The sequence below is a fragment of the Youhaiella tibetensis genome, assembly GCF_008000755.1.
Lineage (GTDB): Bacteria > Pseudomonadota > Alphaproteobacteria > Rhizobiales > Devosiaceae > Paradevosia > Paradevosia tibetensis.
In genome coordinates, this window is the sequence record NZ_CP041690.1 from 3,378,950 (window position 1) to 3,404,175 (window position 25,226).

Here is a 25,226-nt window from a genome sequence, read left to right on the forward strand (position 1 = left end):
ACCATGAGCAAAGTCCGCTGCGACGCAGCAGTGATTTTGCTCACACAGCAAGTGAAAGACGCCGATTGCACGCCCACGCCGCGCTGCTATATGGTTCAAAAATAAGTCAGACATCGTCGGGCTGTTCGTGCTAGCAAGCCGAAACCGGCTACACTTATCTGACAAGTGGAGGAAAATTGACCCGCATCGCCGAAGGCGGAAAGGCCGAAGGGCCCACCGCAGCGGAAGCCGTTGCCCATGAACTGGCCACTCTGATTCTCGGCCAGCTCTCGCCCGGTGAAAAGCTGCCCAGCGAAGCCGAACTGGCCGCCCGCTACGGGGTCAGTCGCCTGACGATGCGCGAGGCGGTCAAGATGGTCGCCGGCCGCGGCCTGCTCGAAGTTTCGCGCGGCCGCCGCGCCGTGGTGCGCGAACCGAACGGCGCGGTGTTTTCCGATTTTCTCACCGCGATCGTGCAGTACGACGCCAAGGGGCTGTTCGACCTGGTGGAACTGCGGCTTTCGCTCGAGGTCCAGTCCGCCACCCTGGCCGCCAAGCGCGCCAGCCGCCCGGCCATTGCCGCGATCGAAGCAGCGCTACAGGGCATGCGCGTGGCCGAAGAGGAATTGCGCAGTGGCCGAGACCCCGCCGGCTCGGAACTGCGGTTCCAGGGATACGACATGGGCTTTCATGAAGCCGTCGCCCTGGCGAGCGGCAACCGCATCCTGGTCTACCTCTTCGAAGCCATGGCCGACCCGCTGCAGGAGAGCTTCTTCATCAGCCGTCGCGGCAACGAATTGCGGGGCCACACCCTGGCCGACACGATTGCCGCCCACCAGCGCATCCTCGACGCCATAACGCAAGGAAGCCCCCGCAAGGCCGGCGAGGCAATGCGCGTCCACCTGGAGAACACCGAAGGTGACATTCGGGCGGCCTTGAGCCTGCTTTCAGCCACGCCCTCGGCGCGGACAGCTACATGAGCCCGAGCTGCTTGTAGAACCCCAGGGCGTCGTAGTAGTCGCTCTGTAGCGTGATCTTGCCGTCGTGCACCTGCATCACCGACGCGCCGGTGAACTTGAAGGGCTTGTTGGTGGGCGCAGTGCCGTCGGCCCAGGCACCGGTATTGGTGCCCGAGAACTCCCATTCGAATGCCACCTTGCCGTCCGAAACCACCGGCTCGCCCTTGAGAAGCCACAGGGCATCGGGCGCGGCATTGAGGAAGTTGTCGATGACCCCCTCCTTGGCTCCCTGCTTGCCCTGGATCGGCCTGCCGACCGAGGCGTCGTAATACACCACGTCGTCGGCAAAAAACTCGGCGGCCCGGCTTGCGTCATGGGCATTCCAGGCCGCGAGATATCCATCGAGCACGGCACGGGCGTCCTCGGCCGCCAGTGCAGCCCCGGCAAGAAGAGGCGTGCCCAGGCCCAATGCCAGGGCAATGCCGATCAAACTCCGACGACGCATGGCGCCTCCGCTATTCACTATCCATGGTTGATCATAACATGCCGCACAGCGGTGTAGTCTTCCAGTGCGTACATGCTCATGTCCTTGCCATAGCCGGATTGCTTGAGACCGCCATGCGGCATTTCGTTCACGAGCATGAAGTGCGTATTGATCCAGGTGCACCCGTATTGAAGGCGTGCTGCCGTCTGCATGGCCTTGTCGATATCCTTGGTCCACACAGACGATGCGAGGCCATAGTCTGAGTCATTTGCCCACGCGATGGCATCTTCGGGATCCGAGAAGCGCGTTACCGAGACCACGGGCCCGAAGACTTCACGCCGAACGATTTCGTCCTGCTGGAGAGCGCCGGCGATGACCGTGGGCTCGTAGAAGAAGCCTTTGTCGCCCGACACATGCCCGCCCGTCGTGATCTGGATATGTGGCAGCTCGGCGGCGCGCTCGACGAAACTGGCCACCCGATCGCGCTGGCGCCGCGAGATGAGCGGACCGATCTCGTTCAGGGTGTCGTCGGCCTGGTTGTACCTGATCGAGGCAACCGCCGATGAAAGGTCGGCCACCAGACGATCGTGTATCCTGGGACCGGCATAGATACGACAGGCTGCGGTGCAGTCCTGGCCGGCATTGTAGTAGCCGAAGGCCTTGAGTCCGGTGACGACCTGCTCAAGATCGGCATCGTCATAGACGATGACTGGAGCCTTCCCACCCAGTTCAAGATGCGTCCGCTTGACCGATTTCGCAGCCGCCTGCAGGACCTTTTTGCCGGTCGCGATGTCGCCGGTAATCGAGATCATCCCGATCTTCGGATGGTTGATGAGGGCGTTCCCCACGGTATCGCCGCGCCCGAGAACCACGTTGACGACGCCTTCGGGCAGAATCTCCGCCATGACCTTTGCCAGCTTGAGCGCGGTGAGCGGGGTCTGCTCGGATGGCTTGAAGACCACGGTATTGCCGCCCGCAATGGCCGGCGCCAGCTTCCAGGCCATCATCATCAATGGGTAATTCCAAGGCGCGATCGATCCGACGATGCCGACCGGATCGCGGCGGATCATCGAGGTATGGCCCGGTAGGTACTCTCCCGCCACCGCCCCGTGCATCGAGCGCACGGCGCCGGCAAAGAACCGGTAGCAATCAACGATCGCCGGGATCTCGTCGTTGAGAACGGCATTGATGGGCTTGCCGCAATTGAGCGCCTCAAGCGCCGCGAAGGCCTCAGCATCTGCCTCGATGGCGTCGGCGATCCGCAGGAGATAGCCGGCGCGCTGGCCCGGCGTGGTCCGCGACCACGAGGCGAAGGCCTTGTCCGCGGCCTCCACTGCCGCGTCTATCTGGCCGAGCGAAGCTTCGGGGAGAGCGAGGATCGTCTCGCCCGTCCGGGGATTGAGGATCTTCTCCTCCGCCTCCGTCCCTGCTTCGAAGCGCGCTCCAATCAGCATGCCCGTTTCCATCGAAAGACTCCTCCCAACACTATTTGCCGGCGCCGGCGACCTGGTCGCCGTCGCGCGTGAGATAGAAAGCCAGCAGGATGGGCAGGAACGTCACCAGCACCACGACCATCGCCACCACGTTGGTGACCGGCCTTTGGCGCGGGCGGATAAGTTCCTCGAGCATCCAGAGCGGCAGGGTCTGCTGCTGTCCGGCGGTGAATGTCGTGACGATGACCTCGTCGAAGCTGAGCGCGAAGGCGAGCATGCCGCCAGCCAGAAGCGCGGTGCCGATATTGGGCAGGATCACGTATCGAAAAGTCTGGAACCCGTCGGCGCCCAGATCCATCGACGCTTCGATGAGCGATCCGGAAGTCCGCCGGAAGCGGGCAACGGCATTGTTGTAGACCACCACTACGCAGAACGTGGCGTGGCCCAGGACGATGGTCCAGAACGAGAAGGGAATCTCGAACATCGAGAAGGCCGAGCGTAGCGCGATGCCGGTGATGATGCCGGGCAGCGCTATGGGCAGGATGACGAGCAGGGAAATCATCTCCCGCCCGAAGAACCGGGTCTGGCTGACCGCGGCGGCGCAGAGCGTCCCAAGGACCATGGCGATCGCCGTGGCGACGGCGGCGACCTGAAGCGAGAGCGAGAGCGCCACCCAGACATCGGGCCGCCCCCAGGTGACGGCGAACCACTTGAGCGTCAGGCCCGGCGGAGGCCAGACAAAGCTCTTTTCCTCGGTGGTGAAGGCGTAAACGAAGATGATGAGCAGCGGCACGAAAAGATAGAGCAGCCCTGCCCCGGCGGCCAGCTTGAGCCCCCACGGGGCCTTGTCGAGATCAGAGCGCATCGAATGCCCCCTGCCGCTTGGCCATCCAGAGGTAGAAACCCATGATCACGATCGGCACGACGGTGAAGGCGGCTGCCAACGGGATATTTCCCGCCGTTCCCTGTTGGGTGTAGACGGCCTGGCCGATGAACAGCCGCGAGGAACCCACGATCTGCGGGATGATGTAGTCGCCCAGGGTCAGCGAGAACGTGAAGATCGATCCGGCGATGATGCCCGGAAGCGCCAGCGGAAAAATCACATGCCGGAAGGTCTGCCAGGGATTGCCACCCAGGTCTGATGACGCATCGGTCAGGTTGATCGGCACGCGCTCGAGCGCCGCCTGCGTCGGCAGGATCATGTAGGGCATCCACACATAGACGAACACGAGAAAGGTGCCGATGTAGCTGACGGAAAGCGAGTTGCCGCCGATGACCGGGATCGCCAGGATCGCATCGAGTATGGGCGTGATGTGGAGGACCTCGAAAAGCCAGGTGAGAATGCCCTCCTTGGCCAGGATCAGCTTCCAGGCATAGACCTTGACCAGGTAGCTCGACCACAGGGGCAGCATGACCCCGAGATAGAACAGCGCCTTCCATTTTCCCCGTGCATAGCGCGCCGCCATGTAGGCGATGGGGAAGGCGATGATTGCCGAGGCCAGTGTCACCAGCGCCGCCATCACCACGGTGCGCATGATGATGTCGAAGTTCGACGGCCGCAGGAGTTCGGCATAGGTCTTGAAGGTGAATTCGGGGATCACCAGGCCCGAGAACTCATCGAGCGAATAGAAGCTCTGGATGAGCAGCGTGAAGAGCGATCCGAGATAGACGATGCCCAGCCAGAGCACCGGCGGGGTGAGCATGAGGAAGACAAGCAGCCCGGGTCGCTTCCAGAAGAGATCGGAGAGCCGGCCGGAGAGGCCACCGCGCTGCGGCAGGATCGCGCCAGTGTCCGCCGCTTCCGCGCTCATGCCTCATCCTCCATCAGATGCAGCGCCGATTGCGGAAAGTCGATCGCGACATGCGCTCCCTCCGCCGGCACCCGGTCATCGGACGGCACGACGGCGTGGAGCCGCGTCCCGTTGAGGTCGATCCCGAGCCGGGTTGTCGAGCCGAGATAGCTACGTGAGATCACAGTTCCGCTGAGTATGCCCTCGCCGTTGAGGTGAATGGATTCCGGCCGCAGACTGGCCCATTTACGCTGCCCCGAAACGCGTTCGACGAATTCGGGCGGCAAGACGTTGGACGAGCCGACGAAGTCCGCAACGAACCGCGAATTAGGTTTGCCGTAGATTTCCTCGGGCTTGCCCACCTGCCTGACCCTGCCCTCGGAAAACACCGCGACCCGGTCGGCCATCGACAGGGCCTCGCCCTGATCGTGGGTCACGAAGATGAAGGTGATGCCCAGGGTCTTCTGCAGGCTCTTGAGCTCTTCCTGCATGCTCTCGCGCAGCTTGAGATCGAGCGCGCCCAGCGGTTCATCGAGCAGCAGCACCTTGGGCCGATTGACGATCGCCCGGGCCAGAGCAACGCGCTGGCGCTGCCCGCCCGAAAGCTGACCCGGACGGCGCTCGCCATACCCGGCGAGCTTGACCAGCTCCAGCGCCGCCTCGGCCTGCCGGTTGCGCTCCTCGCGCCCAACCTTGCGCAGCATCAGGCTATAGGCAACGTTGTCGAGCACGTTGAGATGCGGGAAGAGCGCGTAGTCCTGGAATACCGTGTTGACGTTGCGCCGGTAGGGCGGCACGCCCTCGGCCGTCTCGCCGAAGATCTCGATATGCCCGGAGGTCGGTTGCTCGAAACCGGCGATCACCCGCAGGCACGTTGTCTTGCCCGAGCCGGAAGGGCCGAGCATGGCGAAGAACTCGCCAGGGGCGATATCGAGATCCACCTCGTCCATGGCCTTGATCGGCCCGAAATGGCGCGACACCTTTTGAAGAGAAACCGCTGCAGTCATTGGGTGATGTATCCCCGGCTCGCTGCACCCTCCCCGCCCGGCGGGGAGGGCGTTTGACAGGCTGGTGTGCGGATCAGCCGCCCATCACGGCGATGTAGTCCGAGACCCAGCGCGAATAGGGCACGCAGGTTCCCTGGCTGCAGGTCGCCGTCGGCGTCTTCCAGAACTTGATCTTGTCGAAATTATCGAAGCCGTTGGTCTTGCAGCCCTCCGGTCCCAGCAAGTCGCTGGCCGTGCAGGCCGCTGGCACCACCGGCACCGATCCGAACCAGGCCGAGACATCGCCCTGTACCTTGGGATCGAGGGAATGCTCGATCCAGAGATAGGCGCAGTTCGGGTGAGCCGCATTGGCCGCCAGCATCGTTGTATCGGCCCAACCCGTGGCGCCCTCCTGGGGAATAGTCGAGGCGATCGGCTGCTTGTCGAACTGAAGGGTGTTCACCTGGAACGGCCAGGAGCCGGAAGCGACGACGCCTTCGGTCTTGAAGTCGTCGACCTGCACCGCGGCGTCGTGCCAATAGCGGCTGACCAGTGCCCGCTGCCCCTTGAGGAGCGCGATTGCCGCGGCGTACTGATCCTCGTTGAGCTCATAGGGGTCCTTGATGCCCAGTTCCGGCTTGGCGGTCATCAGGTAGTTTGCGGCATCGGCGATGTAGATCGGCCCGTCATAGGCCTGCACCCTGCCTTCGTTGGACTTGCCGTCCGGAAAATCCATCTTCTCGAACACGACGTTCCAGCTGGTCGGCGCTTCCCTGAAGACATCGGTGTTGTACATCAGCACATTGGGCCCCCACTGGTAAGGGACGCCATAATGCTGGCCATCGACGGTGAACCAGGCGCCATCCTTGAGCCTGTCGTCGACGCTCGCCCAGCTCGGGATGAGATCGGTATTGACCGGCACGACCTTCTTGCCTGCCACCAGGCGGAGCGACGCATCGCCGGAAGCCGTCACGAGATCGAACCCGCCCTGGTTCATCAGCGTGACCATTTCGTCGGACGTGGCTGCCGTCTTGACGTTGACCTTGCAACCGGTGGCCTTTTCGAACCCAGTCACCCAGTCATAGGCAGGGTCGGACTCGCCGCGCTCGATATAGCCCGGCCAGGCCACGATATTGAGTTCGCCCTCTCCGGCCCCCACGGCGGTCATGGCGTTCTGCGCCAGCACCTGCCCGTTGAACGCCGCTACCATAGTCAGGGCCAGTGAAGTCTTGATTATGGATTTCATGACGTAGTCTCCCGTTCCCTTGGCGGGCATCCGGCGTCCCTCCGCCCAATGCCTTGAGAGAACAGTATCCCTGCGGTTACCGTTCGCAAATTCATTCGAGAGAATGGTAATATCGATTATTCCGATACCACACGCCCGCGCTGGCGCGCGTGCTGGGCCTGGGCAATGCCGATGAAGTCACGTGCCGCCTGCGGCAGGGCCGACCCGCGCCGCCAGACCATGCCGACCTGCACGACCGGCAGGGAGCCGGCAATATCCCGGCTTTCGATGCGGTCCCCTTCAAGCGACCACGGCCGATAGATGAGGTCGGGTAGCAACGCTATGCCGGCGCCCGTCGCCACGAGGCTGCGGACCGCCTCGACCGACCGCGTCCGAAATGCCACGTGGGGACGGGCACCCAGGGCCCCCAGCAGCTTGCCGGTATATTCCTCTGTCTCGTCGACCGTGAGCATGATCAGCGGCTCGCTGGCAATGTCGGCGACGTTGATGATATCGGCTCCGCCCAGGCGATGGCCGAGCGGCAGCCAGAGGCGATAGGGCGATGTCTCGAAAATCTCCGCCTGCAACGCAACCCGGTCGCGCAGGTTCGAAATCACCATCACCGCCACATCCAGTTCGCCGCCGATCAGTAGGTGCTCGAGGTAGTCGCCATTGTCCTCGATCGCCGTCACTTCCACACTTGGAAAGGCCCGGCGATAACGCGCCAGCAGGTCCGAAAGCACATAGCCCGCCACCAGCGAGGTAACGCCAAGGTGCAGGAGCCCGGAAGCCGGTTCCTCCTCGTCGGTGAAGCTGCGACGCGCGTCCGAGACACTGGCCAGGATGCGGGTGGCGTGGCGCATGAACTGGTGGCCCTTCTGGGTGATCGACAGCCCGCGCCGATGCCGCTCGAAGAGTTCCACGCCCAGGTCCTGCTCGAGGTCCTTGATGGCTTCGGTCACCGCCGACTGGCTGATCGACAAGGTCTGCGCCGCACCCGACACAGTCCCCTGCTCGGCAACGGCAATGAAGTACTGGAGCTGCCGGATCGTGAAAGCCATGAACACTTAAAGCATTGGCACAAGCGCCGCTCAATCGCTATGGAAGCGAACCAACCGAGGCAAGGAGCAAACATGGGCAGCCGGGCCAACAGCCAAGCCGCAGTCGAACGCCGGATACGCAGGGTGGCGCAGCGCCGCGGGCTGAGCCTGCTTATCGCCCAGAAGCGCAACCCCAAGATCGACGCCCATGGTGGCTACATGCTGCGCGACGACGACACCTTCGCGATCGTCTTCGGTAATGTCGGCTATGACTTCAGTGCCGACCTGGAGGAAATCGAGGCCTGGCTCGACGAGGCCGACGAGGAAGGCTCAGCGTAGCGACGCGATAACGCCGCGCAGCCAGGCGCGCGCTGCCCGGACGTGTTTCGCCGCGGCCTGCCAGAGGCCAGTGGACCTGACCCAGCCCAGCGCCTTGTCGCGCAGTCCCACCAGCCACTCCATCAGCCGCCGGAACCAGCCGATCTTCATCAGCTGGCCGTGCCCGGTGTGGTAGATGCGGTCGCACGTAAAGATAGAGAGAATCTCGGCCGCAACGAGCAGCACCGTTCCCTCAACGACATGGCCGGTGGCGCCCCAATAGAGGGCGAAAACCTTGGCGGGCTCGATGATGACAAAGGGCACCGCCAGGAGCACAAGCACCACATAGGGTGGCAGCCGCGCGATGATGGCGCCCACCAACTCGAAGATACGCAGACCCGAAAGCCACCCGATGAACGGCCGGAACAGCGGGAACAGCAACTCGTCCAGCGCCATGTAGACGATGACCACCACGGCGACGACAAACCGGGCCAACGCGCGCAAGGCACGCAGATAGGCAGGCCGGCGGGGAGGTTGGCGTTGGCTCATGCCAGTCCTTTCGAGTGCTGGACGTAAGCATGCCGCCCAGCCTTGCAAGGGGCGGCGCCACGGCCATCGCTGCACCCGGCCGTAGCCGGGGACGACTAAGGTCGTACCATCGCTTCGAATTTTACGATGGAACTATTCGCGCGGAGCCGCCGTTTTTTCACCAGCGCGTATCGACGCGTCATCTCAAGAGCATCGGGCGGCGCGACCGCCAGGAGGCAAGACGATGTACGACACGAACCCCATCCGGCGCGGTGCGACAGCTCTCGCCACTCAAGAAGACACCCGGCGTGCACGTCTGATGGTGCTCATGGCCGCGATCATTCCTGCGGCCGCCATCCTCGTCGCCTGCGCCACCATGCTGGCGGCCATCTAGGCCGCCCTAGACCAAGGACTGTGTCCCATGACCCTTGGCACCATACTGCTCATCATCATCATTCTGGTGCTCGTTGGCGCCCTGCCGACCTGGGGTTACAGCCGGGGCTGGGGTTACTACCCATCAGGCATCGTCGGCATCATCCTTGTGGTGGTGCTCATCTTGCTGCTGATGGGACGCATATAGTTCAGAGCGCGGCAACGGCGGTCCCTGCAAACCGTCGGCGCTCAAGCGGGCAAGGTCGCCCCCCTTGTGCCCGCAACGCCACCCCGGTCCAGACGGCCGGGGTGGCTTGATTTTCGGGAACTTTTTGCCGTTGTGGCCGTTCTAGTCGGGAGCCTTTTCCGAGGAGAATTGATTATGGCCAGCACCGGCGACCTAGCACCGAACCGCACGACCCAGCGCAAGGCGAGCACCAGCAACGGCGCAGCCAATCGCGCGGCTCTCGCCAAGCGCGAGGAACATCTTGAAGAGATGGTCAACCAGCTTCAGGAAGACATCAAAGCCATTGCCGCCACCCTGGCACGCATGGGCAACGACAAGGTCTCGACCGCCAAGGAAACCGCCAAGCACGAAGCGAGCAAAGTGGTGGCCCAGGGACAGCAGATGGTTGACGATCTTTCCGGCCAGGCCGGGGAACTCGAACGCCAGCTCAAGGACACGATTCGCGAGCGTCCGCTGACTGCCGTCGCTAGCGCGGTCGGCATCGGTTTCATCCTGGCCCTGCTTGCCCGGAAATAACGCATGCACCTGTTCGCCCAGTTCGCAACGCTTTTCGGCCTCGAAGCCGAAGCGCTGGTGGATCGCGCCAAGAGCCAGGCCATCGTCGCCGGAGCGATCGGCTTTTTCGCCCTGATCGCCGTGGCGTTCCTGCTGGTGGCGGCTTATCTGGGGCTGGCCGGTTGGCTTGGCCCGATCTGGGGTGCCCTCGCTATTGCCGGAGCGGCCATCGTCATCGCGCTCGTGATCTATGTCTGGGCGCGCATGGCCGAAGCCAATCGCAAGCGGATCGCCGCGGAACGCCGCCGGCAGAGCGAGGCCAACAGCCTCATCACCACGGCGGCTCTCACTGCCATCCCCATGGCCCTTTCCTCCCCGACAATCCGGCGTGTCGGCCTGCCGTTAGCCGCGCTGGCGGCGGTGATCTTCTTTTCGCGCCACGAGCGACCGCCCGGCGAAAGCCAGGATTAGGCCGATAGCGGAAACGAGATACGGGCTTCCGCGCCTTCGGGCGGGAAGCCCAGCTCCACCGAACTCTCCAGGACCTTGGCCAGGCTGCGCTCGATGAGGCGCGCGCCGAGGCCGTATTCGATGGGCTCGGCGATTTCCGGCCCCCCCCTCTCGCGCCAGGTCAAATCCACCCAGCGTTGCGGGCCGCTGCGGACCGTCCAGGTGACGTCCACCCGGCCGTTGGGCACACTTAGGGCCCCGAACCGCAAGGCATTGGACATCAGCTCGTTCAGGATGATGCCGAGGCCAAGGGCATGATCGGGCGGCAACGCCACCTCCGGCCCCGCCAGGCGGAGGCGGTCGGTATCGTGTTCGAGCTGGTCGCCCATCTGCATGTAGATGAGTTCTTCCATGCCGATGCCGGACCAGTCCCGGTCGGACAACGCGGCGTGCGAATCCGAAAGTGCCCTGAGCCTGCCGGAAAAGGCATGAATGAACGCCTCGGGATCCGGGCTGCGCCGCATCGTCTGGCGCGCCAGCGATTGAATCATGGCCAGGGTATTCTTGACCCGATGGTTGAGCTCGAGCAGCAGCAGGCGCTGGTGCTCGGCGGCTTCCCGCGTCTCGGTCACGTCGAGATTGATGCCCATCATCACCAGTGGCTTGCCGGCCCCATCGCGCTGATAGACGCGCCCGCGCGCCACCAGCCAGCGATCGGTACCGAGCACCCGGAACTCGGCATGATAGTCGACCCCCTCGCCGAACGAAGCCTGGATTGCCTTGTCGACTCCCTCCCGGTCATCGGGGTGTATCTTTTCGATCAAGGCCTGCGCTGAGATATTGCGCACCCCTTCGAGTCCGAACATGGCGCGCAGGATGTCGTTTACGACCATCTCGTCGGTTCGCAGGTCCCAGACCCAGCTGCCCACCTGGCCCGCCTCGAGCGTAAGGGCATGCCGCCACTCCTCCCGGGTGAGCGCCGCAGCCGTTCGCGCGCTCGCCCGCGCCTCGTGCTTCAGTTCGAAGCAGGAGCCCATGAGGTCGGCAATATCGTTGAGCTGCCCGATCTGATCGGCGTCGGGCGCCAGGCCCGGCTCTTGCGAAAGCACGCAAAGTGCGCCGACCCGCTGCCCCCGCACGGTTACTGGGTAGGCCAGGAAAGAGCGCACCGCCGGCTCGTCCCTGACGATGGCGTCGCTGGAAAAGCGGGCATCGCCGACGGCGTCGGCCACCAGCAGAAAAGGGGCTTCATCCGCAATGGCATAGGCGGCGGGCGAAAGCCCATACGCATGCGTCCAGCGTGACACGTCAAGGCCATAAGCCGCGCGCACCTGCAGCCCATCGGGCCCCACTATGCCCAGATAGGCCAGGGATGCGCCTAGCGCTCGTGCCCCCAGTCGGGTCAGCCGGTCCAGATCGGTGTCTGCGTCTGCTTCCAGCACGGATAGCGCCGCAAGTGCGCTGCGACGGTTCTCGTTTTCAACGGCTTGCCTGATCTGTTCCGGCAGTGACCGTATGGCAGGTGTTACCACAGGTTCGTTTTCTTCATAAGCGCCCCCAAACACGGCCCAAACGCTTCACCGCGTCCATGGTTCCGCCTTATTTCCACAAAAGGTCTGGCGCGCTAAGATGAACGAAGTCTGAACGAGGATGTCGTCATGCCTGAACCTGGTGTCAACGAAGCCATCGCAAGCGTTCTCGGTGACGCCTCGCTGAGCAGGCAGAGCAAGGTCGCAAGGCTGCGCCAGCTCGAGGCCGATGCCCTGGCCAAGCAGCGTGGCGGCACCGAAGGTCTCGAGCCTGACCGGCCCGATGACGGAGAGGAATTGCGTGCCATCGAACGCGCCTTGATGTCACTGGGCGAGACCGCCGTCGACCAGGGTCCCGCTTCGCTCTAGCTGGCGCGGCGGCACCACCACGACCAGCGCGCCAGGGTGGATCTTGAGTTCGATCCGCTCGTCGAGTGGAATCAACTCGCCATCGATAACGGCATTGGCCGACCGCTTGCGCTTGGGAAAGCTCAGCGTCACTTCGCGCACTTCGCGCTCCGAGACATCCGGATGCGTGCGCCAGCGCCCGAACAGGACGGCCACCAGAAGCTTGGCGAGCGTCCATTCGGACATCGGCTTGGCGATATAGACCCCGAGAACGCCACGATCATGCGTGTCGGCATAGGGAATGTGCCAGTCGCCCACCGGGTTGTTGGAGACTTCGATTCCCGCCGCCTCCCATCGCTCGACGCCTCTGGGCGTTTGCACTTCGGCGAGGAACCGCGGCGGGCGGATGATCGTGGCGCCGACCGCCCGCACGCTGGCCGCCATCTTTCCGATCCGGCTGTGATAGGTCAGCCCGTCGCGGATGCGCACCAGGCGCGCGTGGACGCCGACCCCGAACTGATGCACGAAGGCCTGGCCATTCGCCGTTGCAATATCGGCCTTGCCGAACTCCCCGGCCGCCAGCGCCTCGAGGGCATCGGTCAGGACGAGCGGAATACCGAGTGTGCGCGCGAAAAGGTTCATGGTCCCGGCCGGCAGGACCGCCAGCGGCACCCCGGTGCGGAAGGCCACCGCGGCGGCCGTCGAGATCGTGCCGTCCCCGCCGCCTGCGAGAAGAACGTCGACTTCTCCCTCGCCCGCGGCCTCTGAGAGTGCGTCGGAAACCTCGCGGCCCGCCACGATCCGGCAATCAAGGGTGTGGCCGTGCCGGGCGAAAATGGCGCGCGCCTCCTGGCAGAACGCCTCCATGTCCGTGGTCTTGAAGGTGCCACCGTCCCTGTTGAAGATGCCGACGAAATGCAAGCCAGACCTCCTGGGTCAGATAAGGGGTCTCGGCCCCTCCGGCAGGCCGTCCCATCCCGCGATTGCCTTGAGTTCCTCGACATCGAGCACCTCGCATGCCCGATCGTGCCATTTGATGAGATTGCGGGCCGCCAGCTTGCGCAAGGTTTTATTGGTGTGGACGATAGAAAGCCCGAGCGTATCGGCTACGTGCTGCTGCGTGATGGGGATCAACAGCCGCGCGGGCGGCGGCGCGAGGACCGAACGCGCGCGCTCGTGAATGAAGGCCAGAAGATAGGACGCCCGCTCGAGCGCCGTGCGCCGGCCAACGCTGAGCAGGTTCTCGTCCAACATGCGTTCTTCACGCGAGGCGAGCCAGGTCACATCGAACCCCAGGCCAGGATGGTTCCGGAACAGTTGCGGCAGGCGGCTGCGCTGAAAGATGCAGAACGCGGACGGCGCAAGCGTTTCCACGGAATGCTCCATCTCGCCCAGCACCGACCCCTGCAACCCCACGAGATCGCCCGGCACCAGGTAGTTGAGGATTTGCCGGCGCCCATCCTCGAGGGTCTTGTAGCGGAAAGCCCATCCGGAGAGCAGCGTGAAGAGGTGTGCGCTGTGCGCCCCCTCTGAGAGAATCACGGCTCCTGCTTCGGCCACCAGTTCGCCGGTCTTGAAACTGGAAACGAATTTGAGCTCGGTGTCGGTGAAGTTGCGAAAGTGCGGGAGGGCGCGCAACGGGCATTGCTCGCAGGCCACTTGCCGGGTCGTTGATGGCGTCCGATTCAACCGCGTCTCCCGATCCACCACATGTCTTAGTTAAATGACGCTGCCCCGCGACGCGCTCCATAGTCACCCATTGCGAACAAGGGACTTGCAGCATGCTCCGCGGAAAGCGTCTCCTCGTTGTCGAAGAGGAGTTCCTCGTCGCCATCGACATTCAACACATCCTGGAATCCGGCAACGTGGCCAAGACCACCTTTGCCCGCTCGACTGAAGAGGCGCTGGCCCTCGCCGACCAGTTTGCCGACTTCGACATCGCCGTCGTGCAGGTCCCCGATTCCAGCCCCACGGCCGAAGCCCTGGTCTCCAAACTGGATGCAAGCGGCGTCGCCGTCGTCCTCACGTCCTTCGACGCCACCCACCGCCATGGCCATCCCGGGCATCCCGGACTGGCCACGGTGATAAAGCCCTTCATCGCCGAGGAGCTTTTGCGGGCGTGCCTGCAACCGCAGCCCGTCAGAGATTGTGAGTCATGACCTGGGAGGAAACGGCGTCAGGTCCGAAGTCGGCTTCCCCGGAAATCTCGAGCATTTCCTGAAGCCTGGCACGCGCCCGGCTGACACGGCTCTTCATGGTTCCGATGGCGCAGTCGCAGATTTCGGCGGCCTCTTCATATGAGAACCCGGACGCGCCGATCAGGATCAGCGCCTCGCGTTGATCGTCCGGCAAACGATCGAGCGCCTTCTTGAAGTCCTGCATGTCCATCGAGCCGTACTGGCTCGGATGCACGGATAGCCGGTCGGTGAAGACGCCGTCGACGTCCTGAACTTCGCGGCCGCGCTTGCGCATCTGGCTGTAAAATTCGTTGCGCAGGATGGTGAAGAGCCACGCCTTGATATTGGTGCCGAGCGCGAAGCTCTCCTGCTTGGCCCATGCCTTGAGAACAGTGTCCTGCACCAGGTCGTCGGCACGGTCGTGCCGCCCGGCAAGGGACACTGCAAAAGCACGAAGGCTCGGCAGCGTTGCCAGCAACTCACGCTTGAAAGACAGTTCGGGAGCGGTCATGCCGTCATTCCCCCTGAGGGATCTTCTTCTGCCGGGTCTCAGCCTGATCGAGCTGCTCCAGCAAATCCAGCAACTTGGTCGGTATGCCCTCGTCCTGCACAGCCCCGTAGAGCGAGCGCAACCGAGCCCCGATATCGGTGTTTGGACCGAGCCCGTCGTCCACCTGGCCATACCGCACGCGGCCTTGTGCCCGTGTCGAGCCCTTTTCCTTCATAATCATTGCCCTGACCGTCTATTTATATTCGCCTGTGCGATCCAAAATGCGCTCGATCAAAAAAAGTTCCAACTTTTGCGGAACGAGTTTGCAGCATCACACGTTTTACCCCGCATTAAGGACCAAAGCGCGATCGGGGAGATCATTAGAATGACGCTTTCAACGCGGATCGCACCGCACCTTCCTTACTTGCGGCGCTTCTCGCGCGCGACCACGGGATCGCAATCTTCGGGCGATGCCTATGTGGCCGCCACCCTCGAGGCACTGATCGGAGACACATCCATCTTTCCAGAGGCCAGTAATGACAGAATCGCACTCTACAAGCTGTTTTCGGCCCTCTTTTCAGCCACCGACGTAAAGGTGCCCGAACCGGCCTCCTCGCTGGCCTGGGAACAGACGGCAGCGATGAACCTCGCGGCTCTTGCGCCCGTTCCGCGCCAGGCATTCCTTCTCGTTTCCGTCGAAGGCTTCACCCACGACGAGGCTGCCGAAATCCTGGGCGTCAGCCCCGAGGAATTCGAGTCCCTGCTCGAAGAGGCTTCCATCGAGATTTCGCGCCAGGTGGCGACCGACATCCTGATCATCGAGGATGAACCACTCATCGCCATGGATATCGAACAACTGGTCGAGAGCCTCGGTCACAACGTGGTCGGCATTGCCCGCACGCACCGCGAGGCCGTGGCGCAGTTCGCCAAGAACCAGCCCAAGATGATCCTGGCGGATATCCAGCTTGCCGACGGCTCCTCGGGCATCGACGCGGTCAACGAAATCCTCAACAGCCACTCGGTCCCGGTGATCTTCATCACAGCGTTCCCCGAGCGGTTGCTGACCGGTGAACGACCGGAACCCACGTTCCTCGTCACCAAGCCGTTCAACCCCGACATGGTCAAGGCGCTCATCAGCCAGGCGCTCTTCTTCAACGAAGGCTCGCGCGCCGCAGCCTGACCGCCATTTACCGAGAGATTTCAAAGGGCCGGGTCGCATCCCGGCCCTTTGTATTTGGGAACTGGCCAGCGCTCAGAGGCGTTGATCAACCGGTACGAAAGAACAAAGGAGCCTCAAAAATGCTCTATTACGCACTGGTCTTCCTCGTCATTGCACTGGTCGCCGGCGTCCTTGGTTTCGGCGGCATCGCCGGCGCGGCCACGGGTATCGCCCAGATCCTCTTCTTCCTGTTCCTGGCTCTGCTGCTGATCTCGGTGGTCGTGGGCCTGATCAGGCGAACTTAGGCGCAGACCCGAACCTCGTCCATCCAGGCGGCTTCAACTCTCGTTGGAGCCGCCTTCTTCATGGAGCAGGAAAGAGCGCGTCGGTGCGGCCGCTCCAGTAATAGGCGAGCAGCCCGATCCACTCCTTGATGGCCACGGAGGCCGTATTGACGTTGAAGGACGGCTCGGCGAGTTCGAGACCAAAGCCCGGCTCGGGCACGGCCCGATAATCGACGGGCCACGGCACGACATCGACACCCGCCTGGCGGAAGATCCCCATCGAACGCGGCATATGGAAGGCCGACGTCACCAGCAGTACGGATTGGCCTGGCGCCACCTCGAGGAGAGATTTGGTGAACTCGACATTTTCGGCGGTGTTGCGGGATTCCCCCTCGAACACCAGACGGTCCGCCGGCACGCCCAGGCGCTGGTAGAACCGTCGCGCAATATCGGCGTCCGTTTCCCCGGGTTGGAAAGGATTGCCTACCCCGCCAGTCACCACGATCTTTGCGTTTGGGTACCGATTGGCGAGATAGAGGGCTTCCACGAACCGGTCACCGGAATCGCGCAATTCCTCGTTGCCCCGCGCCAGGCTCACCACACCTCCGAAGCCGCCCCCCAGCACCAGGATGACGCCGACGTCGTCGGGTGCTGTCGCGGGCCGCGCGAACCGGTTCTCCAGGGGAGCGATCAGCAAGGCTCCCAGGGTCGTGAAGGCGAACAGGCCAAGCAGGACCAGCGCCCCCAGCGACAGGCCCGCTCCGAGCCGGCGCCAATTGCGCCAATAGGCGAGAATTCCAGCCAAAATCAGCAGAAAAACCAGTGACAAGGGTTGCGCCACCAGCCAAAGAACTTTTGAGAGCATGAAGAACATGCCCAGACGAATAGCCGAGCGGCGTCCGGCACGAAAGCAGGGAACGGACTTTCCCTCTTGCTATCTGCGTGCGTTCTGCTTTGCTGGCGCGCCGAGGGGCCAACAGGATTCAATGACAAGCGTTGATTATTCCGCGACACCCAGCGTGACGCCCGGCAACGAAAAAAAGCCGGTCATCGAACTAGATGACTTGCACAAATCCTTTGGCTCGCTTGAAGTTCTCAAGGGTATTTCTCTTGCCGCACGCCAGGGCGAAGTCATTTCGCTGATCGGCTCGTCAGGCTCGGGCAAGTCTACGCTGCTGCGTTGCATCAACATGCTAGAGGTGCCCGACCGCGGAACCGTCGCCATCGACGGCGAGGTCATCGACCTCGCGGGCACGCCCCCGCATCGCCATCCCGCCAGCGAGCAGCAAATGCGGCGTATCCGCTCCGAACTCGGCATGGTGTTCCAGTCGTTTAACCTGTGGAGCCACATGTCCATCATAGAGAACGTGATGGAGGCTCCTGTCCGCGTGCAGAAGCGCGATCGCGACGAGGTGCACGCCCAGGCGCTTGCCCTGCTCGACAAGGTCGGCATCAGGAGCAAGGCGGACAGCTATCCTTCCCAGCTTTCCGGAGGGCAGCAGCAGCGCGCCGCCATCGCGCGCGCCCTGTGCATCAATCCCAAGGTAATGCTGTTCGACGAACCGACATCGGCACTCGACCCGGAACTCGAGGGCGAAGTGCTGCGGGTGATCAAGCTGCTGGCCGACGAAGGATCGACCATGATCCTGGTTACCCATGACATGAAATTCGCCCGCGAGGTCTCGGACCGCGTCGTCTTCCTGCACCAGGGGCTGATCGAGGAGATCGGCACCGTCGAGGAAGTCTTCAACGCCACCAAGTCCGCGCGTCTCAAGCAGTTTCTCAGCGCGGCCGGTCACGGCTGAGCGAGAAAGAACCAGAACAAGAATCCCTAAGTCAGAAAGTGACAGACATGAAGAAGCTACTTCTCGCGGCCGCGGCGCTCCTGGCGCTCTCCGGCGCTGCCAACGCTCAGACCGTCCGCATGGGTACCGAAGCTGCCTACGCGCCCTGGAACTTCCTTGACGATTCCGGCAAGCCCGCAGGCTATGACGTCGATGTCGGCACCGAGCTGTGCAAGCGCGCGGGCCTGGAATGCACCTGGGTCGCCAACGAGTGGGATACGATCATCTCGAATCTGGTGGCGGGCAACTACGATGCCATTGTGGCCGCCATGTCGATCACCGACGAGCGCAAGCAGACCATCGACTTCTCGGAGGCCTACTACCCGCCCGATCCGTCCCGCTACGTGACCAATGCCGGCGCCAACTTCGATTTCAACGCCCTCAGCGGCGTCAAGATCGGCGTTCAGGGCGGCACCATCCAGGCTGCCTATGCCGAAGCCAACCTCAAGAACGGCAACACCATCCAGTCCTACGCCACCTATGACCAGGCCATGGCCGACCTGGCCGGCGGCAACCTCGACATCGTTCTCGCCGACGGCCCCTACCTCGACCCGATCGTCTCTGCTTCGAACGGCGCGATCGTCTATGCCGGTCCGGAAGTCTCGATCGGCGAGGGCTACGGTATCGGCCTGCGCAAGGGCGACACCGAGCTCAAGGACAAGCTCAACACCGCCCTCGAGGCCGCCAAGGCCGATGGCACCATCGACGCGCTGATCGCCAAGTGGTTCCCGGGCAAGGGCCCGTTCTACAAGAAGTAAGCCGCTTTTCCGGGCGGGCCCTCGGGCCTGCCCGGCACTGGCTCCGCGATGACCGATCTCCTGCCGCAATGGCTCCAGGATTTCCTGGGCAACGACATCCTGTTCTGGCTCGGCTATCTGACGAACGGCAAGCACCTGGCCTGGTACGCCAGCGTGCAGTTCACGTTGTTCGCCGCCGTCGCCGGCGCCGCCGTGGCGCTGGCCATGGGGCTGGCGGGCGCGACGCTGCGCAATTCACGCTTCGTGCCGGTGCGGCTCTTGGGCATGGCCTACACAAACATGACGCGCGGCATACCGGACGTGCTCTTCTTCATCTTCTTCCCGCTCGCCTTCGAGCAGACGGTGGAGTGGATCATCAGCCGGTCGGCCTGTTCGGCCGAGGAGATCGCCACCGCCACCCTCTGGCCGCCCTGCCCCGCGGCCAACCTGCATTTCAATACCTTCGAATACCTCGTGCTCGCCTCGGTATCGCTGGGCATCGTCTACGGAGCATTCACCGCCAACGTCATCTTCGGGGCCATGCACTCGGTGCCGCCGGGGCAGATCGAAGCGGCGCGCGCCTTCGGCATGTCGGAGTCCCAGGTCAACTGGCGCATCCGTATCCGGCAGATGTGGATCTACGCGCTCCCCGGGCTCTCCAACGTCTGGATGCTGCTGATCAAGTCGACCTCGCTGCTTTCGCTGGTCCAGATCACCGATATCGTACGCTGGGCCAATAGCCTGGGCGCCCCGAATTTCGTGCCCACGGCCGGGCTCATGCACCCCGATTGGCGCTGGCGCTACTATCTGGTGCTGCTGGTCTTCTACATTATCCTGACCTTCGTTTCCGAGAAGGGCTTCGCCGCCCTGCGGCGGCGCGCCGGTCGCGGCATGATCAGTGTGGAGGGCTGACGGTGGACTGGTTCTTCGCCCCCCTCCTTACCGACCTGGGCCTGCTGGCCAAGCCGGCCCTCTTCAACATCTACTTCGCTGCCGCTTCGATCCCCATCGGCTTCGTCGGCGCAGTCTTCATGGCCCTCGGGAAAGCCTCTTCCAACCCGCTCGTCTCGCGGTTCTGTCGGGGCTACATCTATATCTTCCGCGGCTCGCCCTTCTTCATCCAGCTCTTCATGTTCTATTCCATCGCGCTGGCGCTGAACCTGACGCTCTGGAAGCCGCTGGGCATCGACTGGCTCGTGCTCCATCCCCTGTTCATGGGACCTGCGATCCTGGCGCTGAACACCACCGCCTATGCCGCCGAGATCTTCCACGGCGCCCTGCTGACGGTGCCCAGGGGCGAGGTCGAGGCGGCGCGCGCCTTCGGCATGAGTCGCGGCCAGCAGTTCCGCTCGGTCATCTGGCCGCATCTGATTCGCATAGCCTGGCCGGCCTACACCAACGAGGTGGTGTTCCTTTTCCACGCTACGGCCCTCGTCTATTTCACGCTGCCGGTGATCGATGACCAGAAGGACCTGATGAACAAGGCCGGCGAGCTTTTCCAGAAGGATTACAATGCCTTCCTGCATTTCTCCGTCGCCGCGCTCTACTTCCTGGCCATTTCGCTGGTGATCTTTTACGTCTTCGGCCTGATTTACAGGCGCATGACGCGGCACATGCCGCAGCGGCAAAAGATCGTCTTCAAGCCAAGATGGTTGGGATAACTGTTCTTATCGTCCATTTGATTGATGACGACGCGCGTTAACTCCTGTTAATTTCGCTTAACGATGGGCATCGGCCAGGGGGCGCCGACAGCGCATGCACAGCGACAAAGCGAAGTACTGCACCTATGTGCTCTGGTTGAGCGGCTGCTCCAAGCAGACGATTGCCTGTTGGACCGGGCTGGCCGAAAGCCAGGTTCGCGGTATCATCTACCGCTCGCCTTGGCACGATCGCTCCGCCATCCCCGGGGACATGCGCCAACGCTTGCTCGATGACTATCGGGCCGTGCGCTTCAACGAGGACGGCACATCCCTCGACGGCGGTCTACTCGATGGCCACGACTGGGTCATGCACTGCGAGCCCGCACGCCGGATCCACCACCCGGCCGCCTCGCACACTTCGATTTCAGCGTGTTGAGAAGCGCGTAGGCCTCACGCCTCCGCCTGCCTGACCACGCGTCCGGCAATGGCATCCTCTGCCTCGCGCCGCACGTCGCCGGCCCGGCTTCTGACCTGCGTCAGCAGGTAGTGCGCCAGCCCGATGGAATCCAGGGGCTTGGCGAAGTGGAAACCCTGGAGCTGGAAGAACAGCATCTCACTGATGAACTCGGCCTGTTCGAGCGTCTCGACGCCCTCCGCCGTCATCCGCAGCTTCAGGGTCCGTCCGATCGAGGCGATTGCCCGCAACAGATCCCTCGCCACCGGATCGCGCGGCGCGGCCTCGATGAGGGAATGGTCTATCTTGATCTTGTCGAAGGCGAACTTGAGCAGATAGGCCAGGCTCGAATAGCCGGTGCCGAAATCGTCGAGCGCGATGGTGACGCCCAGCTCGCGCAACTCCCCGAGCTTGACCAGCACGGCATCCAGGTCATCGACCAGCAGCGCCTCTGTCACCTCGATCTCGAGCCGGTCGGGCTTGAGCCCGGAGACGGTGAGCGCCCGGCGGACGGAACCCGCAATATCTGAATCGCGGAAATGGCGCGCCGACAGATTGACCGAGACCGTAAGATCAGCCGGCCAGCTCGCCGCCGCCCGGCACGCACGATCGATCGTCCAGTCGCCGATTTCGACGATCTGGCCGTTCTGCTCGGCAATGGGGATGAACGCGCTGGGCAGGATCACCCCCTTGATCGGATGCTGCCAGCGAATGAGAGCCTCGAACCCCATCGGTTGCTTGTCCACGGCCGAAACGAGCGGCTGGTAGTGCAGCACCAGTTGCCCTTCCGCCAGCGCTTCGCGTAGTTCGGCCTCGAGCGCTTTGCGCTCGCGCTCTTCCCTATCCATGTGGGACTCGAAGAACCGGAAGGCGCCCCGACCATCGGCCTTTGCCCGGTAGAGAGCCATATCGGCATTGCGCAGAAGCTCCTCGGGCCCCGAACCGTTGGCAGGCGCCACGGCGATCCCGATGCTGGCGCCGATGGTGATCGTCTCCCCATCGATCTCGAAGGGCCGCTTGATGCTTTCGATAAGCCGCGCGGCTACCGAGGCACACATGTCCGGTGCACAGTCGTTGGAGAGGATGATCGCGAACTCGTCGCCTCCCAGCCGCGCGGCGATATCGCTCTCGCGCAGCGCCGCCTCGATGCGGCCGGCCACCTGGATGAGAAGCCTGTCGCCGAACATATGCCCGCGGCTGTCATTGACCGTCTTGAACTGGTCGAGATCGAGATAGAGTAGTGCGAACGGTGCGCCGTATCGGCTTAGCCTCGAAACGCACAACCCCAGATGCTCGGAAAGCTTGGCCCGGTTGAGAAGGCCGGTCAGCGTGTCGTTATGCGCCAGCGCCGTCATCTGCTTTTCGGCTGCCTTGCGCGCGGAGACGTCCGTGACAGTCCCTACATAGCCCACATACTCGTTCTTGTGGTCCCGAATGGGCTTGCCGCTCAATCGCCACCAGCGCTGCTCGCCTCCCGCCGTGACGCACAGTTCGACATCGGCAAAGCTCTCGCCTGCCTCGAAATCGCGCGCCAGTTGCGCCATCAGGGTGTCATTGGGCGGCGATATGCATTGCAGGAAGTGCACGAAGTCGGCGCCGATCAGGTCCGCTGCCGGCAGTCCGGTAGCCGCCGTAAACCCCTTGGACACATTATCGATGCGCCCTTCCCTGTCGAACCCCCAGACCCAGTCGGAGGCCGTGGCCTCGAACTCCTTGAGGAGCAGGCCAATGATCTCCTTCTTCTCGTCGACCTGACTGCGCGAGGCCCGATGCTGAACGAAAGCGCGCGCGTGGCGCACGGACATGGCGAGCATCACGATGATGAACGCCGCGAGGAGCACGGTCTGCACCCAGAACTCCGCCATGCCCAGGCGCATCACCGCCACGGTTGCCCCCACGGCCAGAGGCACGACAAGCGCAATCGCACCCAGCGGCAAATTGACCAGCGAAAGCATGGAGATGAACAGCATCCCGCCAATCCCGATAATGGCCGCAGCGCGAATAGCGGGCACTTCGATCGGCAGGATATTGGCGACGATCCCCCAGAGCGTCCCGGATACGAAGCATCCGGCGACGGCGAACTTGACGGTCGTCGGTATCGAAAGGATGTGGCGCGGCCCCTTGCGGTCGCGCCACCAGACAAGCGAGGCGAAACTGTAATAGGAGACGGCAGTCACCGCCCACCAGAAGACCGGATCGAAAGCGGGCGTACCGGCCGTCACGACCAGGAAGACGATCGATGTAATCAAGACCGCCGCCAAGAGCAGCGGCGCCATCTGAACGACGGTGCGAAGCTGCTCACCCAGCAATTGCTGGCGGATGTGAGGTTTGAGATGATCGGCACCAACTATCCGGTCGATCGTTGCTTCGACCCGACCGAAAAACGCCGATACTCCTGCCCGAACCCCATTTCCCATGGGGGCTTTATGCAGGGCCTGCGCTTAATTTTACGTATGCGGAAATCCCTACAAATTGCAGCATTTTGTCGACGAAGTAACTAAAAATAAACCATCGAGGAGCTGCGAGACCGATAGACTTCAAACGGTTACGCGCTACAATTAACAAATAGTAAATGTGCGGAGAGCGTCATGTCCCTTGAGAGTGTACCCGAAGCCGCGTTGACCGGCAGCCTGCGAGACTATCGCAGTCCGATAGGATCCGATCTTGTAGGGAGGACGGCGCCATTCTACCAGTGGCAGAACCTGCGCCGCCAGCACAGCGTCTGGCCCTATGCACGCTCCACCGCCACCGCGCCCACCGCCCGTTGCCAGGCCCGCACCGATTCCGGGTCGCCCTTCACGGGTATCAACTTCGCCAGCCAGGACTATCTGAGCCTCTCAAGCCACCCGGAAATCAAGCAGGCGGCGATAGAGGCGATCCAGACCTACGGCGTTCACAGCGCCGGATCGGCCGCCCTGCTTGGCAACACCGCCAATTCGATCGCCCTCGAGAACGACCTCTCGGATTTCGTTGACGGCCGCGAGATCGTGCTCTACCCGACCGGTTGGGCCGCCGGCTTCGGCGCCGTCCAGGGTTTCGTGCGGCCCAACGATTACGTGGTCCTGGATGTGCTGGCGCATTCCTGCCTGCAGGAAGGTGCCCGCGCCGCCACCCAGAACATTCACCACCACGGCCATCTCAACCTCGAAGGCCTTACTCGCAAGCTCGAGCGCATCCGTGCCAACGACACGGAAAACGGCATTCTCGTGGTGACCGAAAGCCTCTTCTCGATGCACTCGGACACGCCTGACATTGGGGCGATGCGGGCAATCTGCGACCAGTACAAGGCCACCCTGCTCGTCGACTGCGCCCATGACCTGGGCAGCATCGGGGACGATGGCCGGGGCCATCTCGGCCTGCAGAACATGTTTGGCGCCGCCGACATCATCATCGGCAGCTTTTCCAAGACCTTTGCCTCCAACGGCGGCTTCATCGCCGTCAAGGACCGGGCAACGGCCGAGTACCTGCGCTATTACAGCGCCACCCACACCTTCTCCAACGCCCTTTCGCCGGTCCAGGCTGCCACCATTAGCAAGGCACTCCAGATCGTCCGGTCCGACGAGGGCCGGACGCTGCGCCGCAAGCTGATGGACAATATCCTCTACCTGCGCGCCCGCATGCAGGAAGCCGGACTCGAAGTCCTCGGCGATCCCTCCCCGATCGTGCCGGTTCGCGTCGGCACCGAGGCTCTGGGCCGCTTCGCCTCGCGCGAGCTTGCCGCCAAAGGTGGCATCGCCAATCTCGTGGAGTATCCGGCCGTGCCGCAGGGCGGCGCGCGGTTCCGCTTCCAGGTGATGGCGGCCCACAGCCGCGAGGACATCGAGGAAGTCGTGCGCGTTCTCGAACAAGCGATGAAATCGGCCGACCTCGAATACCGCGCCAGCTACGAGAGCGTCTGACCCAGCGCCGCCTCGATCTTGCCCAGGAGCCTGGGCAGGTCGACCGGCTTGGTATCGAAATCGTCGCAACCGGCGGCGAGCGCCTTTGCTCGATCGGACTCGAAGGCGCTTGCCGTGAGCGCGATGACCGGGATGCCGGCCGTATCGTGATCGGCCTTGATGGTGCGGGTGGCCTCGTAGCCGTCCATCTCGCCCAGACCGATATCCATAAGGATCACGTCGGGTTTGAGGGCCTTGGCCGCCGCGATGCCCTCCGGCCCGTCCTCGGCGAAGCGGATTGCAAAGCCGCGGCGTTCCAGGCGCCGGCCGAGCACGTCGCGGTTGATCGGGTTGTCTTCGACAATCAGTACGAGTGTCAT

At 63.2% G+C, this 25,226-nt stretch carries 32 protein-coding genes; 16 read left to right on the forward strand and 16 right to left on the reverse strand.

Going from position 1 to position 25,226, the window contains the following annotated elements; genetic code table 11:
* The first annotated feature begins 176 nt into the window (after positions 1-176).
* On the forward strand, positions 177-959 hold the full coding sequence (locus FNA67_RS16535) for a FadR/GntR family transcriptional regulator (protein WP_147657034.1): 783 nt from the start codon (positions 177-179) through the stop codon (positions 957-959).
* On the opposite strand, the gene FNA67_RS16540 is transcribed toward FNA67_RS16535, so the two are convergent.
* From FNA67_RS16540 to FNA67_RS16570, 7 genes are all read right to left on the reverse strand, one after another.
* A complete protein-coding gene (locus FNA67_RS16540) occupies positions 952-1,443 on the reverse strand; it encodes an ester cyclase (protein ID WP_147657036.1) in 492 nt (163 codons plus the stop codon). The two genes, FNA67_RS16535 and FNA67_RS16540, sit on opposite strands and share 8 nt — an antisense overlap.
* Positions 1,444-1,460: 17 nt before the next feature.
* Positions 1,461-2,888 (reverse strand): gamma-aminobutyraldehyde dehydrogenase, encoded by a 1,428-nt coding sequence (locus FNA67_RS16545; RefSeq protein WP_147657038.1) that lies wholly within the window; start codon positions 2,886-2,888, stop codon positions 1,461-1,463.
* Positions 2,889-2,907: 19 nt separating this feature from the next.
* Positions 2,908-3,720: an ABC transporter permease gene (locus FNA67_RS16550; protein ID WP_147657041.1), complete on the reverse strand. Its 813-nt coding sequence runs from the start codon at positions 3,718-3,720 to the stop codon at positions 2,908-2,910.
* Complete coding sequence (locus FNA67_RS16555; protein WP_147657043.1) at positions 3,710-4,666, reverse strand: ABC transporter permease; 957 nt, start codon at positions 4,664-4,666, stop codon at positions 3,710-3,712. The genes FNA67_RS16550 and FNA67_RS16555 overlap by 11 nt, the downstream gene beginning before the upstream one ends.
* Entirely contained in the window at positions 4,663-5,652 is a 990-nt protein-coding gene (locus tag FNA67_RS16560) for an ABC transporter ATP-binding protein (protein ID WP_049706201.1), read from the reverse strand. The genes FNA67_RS16555 and FNA67_RS16560 overlap by 4 nt, the downstream gene beginning before the upstream one ends.
* A gap of 73 nt (positions 5,653-5,725) precedes the next feature.
* Positions 5,726-6,841: an ABC transporter substrate-binding protein gene (locus FNA67_RS16565; protein ID WP_371874371.1), complete on the reverse strand. Its 1,116-nt coding sequence runs from the start codon at positions 6,839-6,841 to the stop codon at positions 5,726-5,728.
* Positions 6,842-6,993: 152 nt separating this feature from the next.
* Positions 6,994-7,917 (reverse strand): LysR family transcriptional regulator, encoded by a 924-nt coding sequence (locus tag FNA67_RS16570; RefSeq protein WP_147657047.1) that lies wholly within the window; start codon positions 7,915-7,917, stop codon positions 6,994-6,996.
* Between the two features lie 123 nt (positions 7,918-8,040).
* On the opposite strand from FNA67_RS16570, the gene FNA67_RS16575 reads away from it, so the two are divergent.
* A complete protein-coding gene (locus FNA67_RS16575; protein ID WP_145976777.1) occupies positions 8,041-8,235 on the forward strand; it encodes a hypothetical protein in 195 nt (64 codons plus the stop codon).
* Here FNA67_RS16575 and FNA67_RS16580 read toward each other — a convergent pair.
* Positions 8,227-8,763 (reverse strand): hypothetical protein, encoded by a 537-nt coding sequence (locus FNA67_RS16580; protein WP_147657049.1) that lies wholly within the window; start codon positions 8,761-8,763, stop codon positions 8,227-8,229. The two genes, FNA67_RS16575 and FNA67_RS16580, sit on opposite strands and share 9 nt — an antisense overlap.
* A 223-nt stretch (positions 8,764-8,986) precedes the next feature.
* On the opposite strand from FNA67_RS16580, the gene FNA67_RS21980 reads away from it, so the two are divergent.
* From FNA67_RS21980 to FNA67_RS16595, 4 genes are all read left to right on the forward strand, one after another.
* Positions 8,987-9,136: a hypothetical protein gene (locus tag FNA67_RS21980; RefSeq protein ID WP_170267341.1), complete on the forward strand. Its 150-nt coding sequence runs from the start codon at positions 8,987-8,989 to the stop codon at positions 9,134-9,136.
* Between the two features lie 27 nt (positions 9,137-9,163).
* Complete coding sequence (locus FNA67_RS16585) at positions 9,164-9,322, forward strand: DUF3309 family protein (protein ID WP_082202202.1); 159 nt, start codon at positions 9,164-9,166, stop codon at positions 9,320-9,322.
* A 174-nt stretch (positions 9,323-9,496) separates the two neighbouring features.
* Positions 9,497-9,877, forward strand: coding sequence for an ElaB/YgaM/YqjD family protein (locus FNA67_RS16590; RefSeq protein WP_147657051.1), 381 nt, complete (start codon positions 9,497-9,499; stop codon positions 9,875-9,877).
* A 3-nt stretch (positions 9,878-9,880) separates the two neighbouring features.
* Positions 9,881-10,327, forward strand: coding sequence for a phage holin family protein (locus FNA67_RS16595; protein ID WP_049706206.1), 447 nt, complete (start codon positions 9,881-9,883; stop codon positions 10,325-10,327).
* Here FNA67_RS16595 and FNA67_RS16600 read toward each other — a convergent pair.
* A complete protein-coding gene (locus FNA67_RS16600) occupies positions 10,324-11,748 on the reverse strand; it encodes a sensor histidine kinase (RefSeq protein ID WP_170267342.1) in 1,425 nt (474 codons plus the stop codon). The genes FNA67_RS16595 and FNA67_RS16600 overlap by 4 nt on opposite strands.
* 216 nt (positions 11,749-11,964) lie before the next feature.
* Here FNA67_RS16600 and FNA67_RS16605 point away from each other — a divergent pair, with 216 nt between their 5' ends.
* A complete protein-coding gene (locus FNA67_RS16605; protein ID WP_049706207.1) occupies positions 11,965-12,204 on the forward strand; it encodes a hypothetical protein in 240 nt (79 codons plus the stop codon).
* Here the strand turns inward: FNA67_RS16605 and FNA67_RS16610 are convergent.
* Together FNA67_RS16610 and FNA67_RS16615 are read right to left on the reverse strand one after the other, a co-directional pair.
* Entirely contained in the window at positions 12,160-13,104 is a 945-nt protein-coding gene (locus FNA67_RS16610; protein ID WP_147657055.1) for a diacylglycerol/lipid kinase family protein, read from the reverse strand. The two genes, FNA67_RS16605 and FNA67_RS16610, sit on opposite strands and share 45 nt — an antisense overlap.
* A 15-nt stretch (positions 13,105-13,119) precedes the next feature.
* Positions 13,120-13,872 (reverse strand): Crp/Fnr family transcriptional regulator, encoded by a 753-nt coding sequence (locus FNA67_RS16615; protein WP_147657057.1) that lies wholly within the window; start codon positions 13,870-13,872, stop codon positions 13,120-13,122.
* A 92-nt stretch (positions 13,873-13,964) separates the two neighbouring features.
* Between FNA67_RS16615 and FNA67_RS16620 the strand changes: the two genes are divergently transcribed.
* Positions 13,965-14,342, forward strand: coding sequence for a response regulator (locus FNA67_RS16620; protein ID WP_147657059.1), 378 nt, complete (start codon positions 13,965-13,967; stop codon positions 14,340-14,342).
* Here the strand turns inward: FNA67_RS16620 and FNA67_RS16625 are convergent.
* Together FNA67_RS16625 and FNA67_RS16630 are read right to left on the reverse strand one after the other, a co-directional pair.
* On the reverse strand, positions 14,323-14,871 hold the full coding sequence (locus tag FNA67_RS16625; protein ID WP_147657061.1) for an RNA polymerase sigma factor: 549 nt from the start codon (positions 14,869-14,871) through the stop codon (positions 14,323-14,325). The two genes, FNA67_RS16620 and FNA67_RS16625, sit on opposite strands and share 20 nt — an antisense overlap.
* A 4-nt stretch (positions 14,872-14,875) precedes the next feature.
* A complete protein-coding gene (locus tag FNA67_RS16630; protein WP_049708099.1) occupies positions 14,876-15,085 on the reverse strand; it encodes a NepR family anti-sigma factor in 210 nt (69 codons plus the stop codon).
* 150 nt (positions 15,086-15,235) lie between these two features.
* Between FNA67_RS16630 and FNA67_RS16635 the strand changes: the two genes are divergently transcribed.
* Positions 15,236-16,030 carry a response regulator gene (locus FNA67_RS16635; protein WP_147657063.1) on the forward strand — a complete coding sequence of 265 codons (795 nt, stop codon included), beginning with the start codon at positions 15,236-15,238 and terminating at the stop codon, positions 16,028-16,030.
* Positions 16,031-16,149: 119 nt separating this feature from the next.
* The gene (locus tag FNA67_RS16640; RefSeq protein ID WP_049706213.1) at positions 16,150-16,314 is read left to right on the forward strand and encodes a DUF1328 domain-containing protein; all 165 of its coding nucleotides are present in this window, start codon (positions 16,150-16,152) and stop codon (positions 16,312-16,314) included.
* Between the two features lie 58 nt (positions 16,315-16,372).
* On the opposite strand, the gene FNA67_RS16645 is transcribed toward FNA67_RS16640, so the two are convergent.
* Positions 16,373-17,122 (reverse strand): YdcF family protein, encoded by a 750-nt coding sequence (locus FNA67_RS16645; RefSeq protein ID WP_308499087.1) that lies wholly within the window; start codon positions 17,120-17,122, stop codon positions 16,373-16,375.
* Between the two features lie 157 nt (positions 17,123-17,279).
* Between FNA67_RS16645 and FNA67_RS16650 the strand changes: the two genes are divergently transcribed.
* The 5 genes from FNA67_RS16650 (at position 17,280) to FNA67_RS16670 (ending at position 20,950) form a co-directional block, all read left to right on the forward strand.
* On the forward strand, positions 17,280-18,098 hold the full coding sequence (locus FNA67_RS16650) for an ABC transporter ATP-binding protein (RefSeq protein WP_147657067.1): 819 nt from the start codon (positions 17,280-17,282) through the stop codon (positions 18,096-18,098).
* Between the two features lie 47 nt (positions 18,099-18,145).
* Positions 18,146-18,895, forward strand: a complete 750-nt coding sequence (locus tag FNA67_RS16655; protein WP_147657069.1) for a transporter substrate-binding domain-containing protein — start codon at positions 18,146-18,148, stop codon at positions 18,893-18,895.
* 48 nt (positions 18,896-18,943) lie between these two features.
* Positions 18,944-19,786 carry an ABC transporter permease subunit gene (locus FNA67_RS16660; RefSeq protein ID WP_147657072.1) on the forward strand — a complete coding sequence of 281 codons (843 nt, stop codon included), beginning with the start codon at positions 18,944-18,946 and terminating at the stop codon, positions 19,784-19,786.
* A gap of 2 nt (positions 19,787-19,788) precedes the next feature.
* Positions 19,789-20,535, forward strand: a complete 747-nt coding sequence (locus tag FNA67_RS16665; RefSeq protein ID WP_147657074.1) for an ABC transporter permease subunit — start codon at positions 19,789-19,791, stop codon at positions 20,533-20,535.
* Positions 20,536-20,629: 94 nt separating this feature from the next.
* The gene (locus FNA67_RS16670) at positions 20,630-20,950 is read left to right on the forward strand and encodes a hypothetical protein (RefSeq protein WP_049706219.1); all 321 of its coding nucleotides are present in this window, start codon (positions 20,630-20,632) and stop codon (positions 20,948-20,950) included.
* Between the two features lie 14 nt (positions 20,951-20,964).
* On the opposite strand, the gene FNA67_RS16675 is transcribed toward FNA67_RS16670, so the two are convergent.
* Positions 20,965-23,385, reverse strand: a complete 2,421-nt coding sequence (locus FNA67_RS16675; protein WP_147657076.1) for a putative bifunctional diguanylate cyclase/phosphodiesterase — start codon at positions 23,383-23,385, stop codon at positions 20,965-20,967.
* A gap of 171 nt (positions 23,386-23,556) precedes the next feature.
* Here FNA67_RS16675 and FNA67_RS16680 point away from each other — a divergent pair, with 171 nt between their 5' ends.
* Positions 23,557-24,867 (forward strand): aminotransferase class I/II-fold pyridoxal phosphate-dependent enzyme, encoded by a 1,311-nt coding sequence (locus FNA67_RS16680; RefSeq protein ID WP_147657078.1) that lies wholly within the window; start codon positions 23,557-23,559, stop codon positions 24,865-24,867.
* Here FNA67_RS16680 and FNA67_RS16685 read toward each other — a convergent pair.
* A complete protein-coding gene (locus FNA67_RS16685; RefSeq protein WP_049706222.1) occupies positions 24,852-25,226 on the reverse strand; it encodes a response regulator in 375 nt (124 codons plus the stop codon). The genes FNA67_RS16680 and FNA67_RS16685 overlap by 16 nt on opposite strands.